The sequence below is a fragment of the Intestinibacter sp. genome (assembly GCF_051866655.1).
GTDB lineage: Bacteria > Bacillota > Clostridia > Peptostreptococcales > Peptostreptococcaceae > Intestinibacter.
In genome coordinates, this window is sequence record NZ_JBJDXL010000436.1 from 1 (window position 1) to 2,788 (window position 2,788).

Below are 2,788 nucleotides of genomic sequence, written 5' to 3' on the forward strand. Positions count from 1 at the left end.
AAAACATAAATCATTAATTTGTCATATACATTTATCTATAATAATTTGTTACTTTTCAAGTATATTAATATTCTTTGCAAGATACAAATTAGTAGATTATAATATATATTAAAATTTTAAAATATGCCTATAGAAGATTATAATAAAGTATCTAAAGAAGAACTAGACGCTTTTTGGTAGGGTGATGAATAGACTAGATAGAAATTATATAGTTAGAGAATGGCTATGAAGGAAAAAGAAGCAGAAAAGAAAGGATAGAAGGTTGTATATATTACACCAAATAGTTAGCTTCATGAAATTAAAGTTACTGTCCCTAGAAAGCCTGCTTATAGCGTTAGTACAGATGATGCTATTGATTATGGAATAATGGGAATTGGTTTTATTCCGGGGCTTGATACTTTTTCTGATATAGCGGATGTTAGTAATTAGATAAGATTAGGTAATTATGGAAGTGCGGCACTATCAGCTGGATTAGCATTTATTCCAGGATTAAGTGGTCCTATGATAAGAAAAGGACTACATAGTCTAGGCGGCATTAGATTTACACTTCCAAAATCAAAAGATAATTATTATAGATTATTAGCTGATTTATCTACTGGAGATACAGCAGAAGATGCTTTTTAGGATATCATTAAGACTGGAACTATTAGAGCTAATCCGAAAGGCACTATGTATAATGGTAAAAGATAGCATTTTATAGGACCGTACTTTTCAAAAGGTCGTCCCTATTCTCCTGAGTTAAATCGTAATGCTAAAGTGGCTATAATAGGAAAAGAATTGCCAGAAGTAGACTGGCTTTAGATAGGACCTCACTAGTCTCAGCTATTTATGGATAAATCAGGAAGTTAGTTTACTCCATTAGTTAATGGTGTTGCTAATCAATCTCCTTCAAAATATTTTGAAGTATGGAAACGTGGTAAAAATCCTATTTCAAAACATTTATGGTTTAAGTAGAATATTACTAATTCCGCACCAGACCCACAATTATTTACATATCCAAAAGGATCTAATATAATGGCGCATTTAGATTATGGAGATCATCATGGAGCTTTTGGTTCTAATGGGGCTTATATAGAAGGTGGATTTCTTAATCCTGGGCCTCCAAAAGATCCAACACAGGTAGGACATACTTGGTTTGGTATTGAAAAACCATACGCATTAAAAGTAGATAATAAGCCTTTTACTAGAGCAATAATAGGAACAAAAGAAAATATTCCAGGGCTAATAAGAGTTAGAGATTCTAAAGTACCTATAGGATAGTGGAATGGAAAATCTGGTTTTGTTCTTTCCTCAGCATATGCTACTCCAGAAATAGTTAATATGGAGAAATTATTAGAATTTTAGTTAAATAATAAATTTAATAGATTTAAACTAGTAAAATAAAAATGATAGGAATTGAACAAATTGGATTCTATAATAAAGGTTTTAGAATCTATATTAAGAAAAAGAATAGAGGAAAGTTTACAGCTTCTGTTAAAAGAGCAGGTAAGTCTGTATAGCAACATGTGAGAGATGTATTGGCAGATCCTAATGCTACTCCTTTATAGAAAAAGAGAGCTAACTTTGCTAGGAATGCTGCTAAATGGCATAAAAAGAAAGATGGAGGTATTTTAATTAATGTATTTGGAATATAATGTCTGATTGGTTAAATAGTTTGATTAAAGATAAAGAGTTTCAAGATAATTTTAATTTAAAACTATATCCAGATAACTTAATTATAGCTAATGATTCTTTAGTAAATAGAGGAGCTAGTAGAGTATAGAGAGCTGCTGTTCTTAGTAATATAATTTCTGAGAAAGGTGGTGATACTGGACCTCATGGAAATGGTGCTTTTGGTCTTGTAGGATGGAGAGGAACAAGAGCCGTTGGGCTACCTAAAGATTTACCAGGATAGTTACATAAACTAATGGTTGAGACTTTTGAAAAACCCAAGGATTGGCATCATGGGGGTCCGGGAATGAATATTAATTCAGCTAAGGAAATGTATTAGTTCTGGAAAAGTGGGGCTGGAAATAGTGTTAGGAAAGCTACTAATGCTATAACTAGAGGTTATGTCAGACCTCCAAAGGATTAGTATGAAAAAAGAATAGATTTAGCAAATATACTTTTTAGGCATCTGAAATGAATTATAATTTAGCTACTTTATATGCTGCAACTGGTAAAATATTGATGTTGCCAGGATGGAGGGGATATTTTAAGTGGAATTATAGTAAAAATGAATTATATTTTTAGAATGGAGATTATATTCTAGATAATAAATAGTTAAGAGATAAAGGAGTTATGGATAGAAATGATTGGTATTATATAATATGATTAAGGAATTGTGGTTTTTAATTAAGTTGTTATTTACGCCTCTTACTGATAAGTTAGAACTTGTATCTTTAAAATATTTCCCATTTAAAGGTTATTTATTCATGATGTGGTGCGGCAAAATGATTTACAGATAGGAGAATGAAACTAAAGTACTAGATAACCTCAGAACTTAGAAAGGTTTGAGAAGTACTAGACATGAGACTATTCATCTTATGTAGGCTAAAGATAAAGGAAGTTGGATTAAATTTTATCTTATCTATGTATGGGAATGGATAAAAGGCAATCCTCTTATACATCCCTCTTAGTCAGCATATTATACTATTCCTTTTGAAGTATAGGCTTATGCTTTAGAAGATACTCCAGAAAGATATACTGATGATTTGACCCCCCTACACTATTAAAGGGAGAAAGAAATTCTATAAGTAGCATAGAAATAATTTTAGAGAATTAGTAAAGACATTATAACAATAAAGGC

3 protein-coding genes are annotated in these 2,788 nt (G+C 31.1%); all 3 read left to right on the forward strand.

Translation table 11 applies throughout. The features are described 5' to 3' along the window. The first annotated feature begins 501 nt into the window (after positions 1 to 501). The 3 genes from ACI3VO_RS13165 (at position 502) to ACI3VO_RS13175 (ending at position 1,762) form a co-directional block, all read left to right on the forward strand. A complete protein-coding gene (locus ACI3VO_RS13165) occupies positions 502 to 624 on the forward strand; it encodes a hypothetical protein (protein ID WP_439758358.1) in 123 nt (40 codons plus the stop codon). A 390-nt stretch (positions 625 to 1,014) separates the two neighbouring features. Continuing rightward, positions 1,015 to 1,260 (forward strand): hypothetical protein, encoded by a 246-nt coding sequence (locus ACI3VO_RS13170; protein WP_439758359.1) that lies wholly within the window; start codon positions 1,015 to 1,017, stop codon positions 1,258 to 1,260. 373 nt (positions 1,261 to 1,633) lie between these two features. Then, on the forward strand, positions 1,634 to 1,762 hold the full coding sequence (locus ACI3VO_RS13175; RefSeq protein WP_439758360.1) for a hypothetical protein: 129 nt from the start codon (positions 1,634 to 1,636) through the stop codon (positions 1,760 to 1,762). Positions 1,763 to 2,788 lie beyond the last annotated feature (1,026 nt).

Excerpts from the sequence above, each read along its gene's own strand:
- ACI3VO_RS13170 (WP_439758359.1), top strand. The coding sequence starts at position 1,015 with ATGGCGCATTTAGATTATGGAGATCATCATGGAGCTTTTGGTTCTAAT.
- ACI3VO_RS13165 (WP_439758358.1), top strand. The coding sequence starts at position 502 with ATGATAAGAAAAGGACTACATAGTCTAGGCGGCATTAGATTTACACTT.
- ACI3VO_RS13175 (WP_439758360.1), top strand. The coding sequence starts at position 1,634 with ATGTCTGATTGGTTAAATAGTTTGATTAAAGATAAAGAGTTTCAAGAT.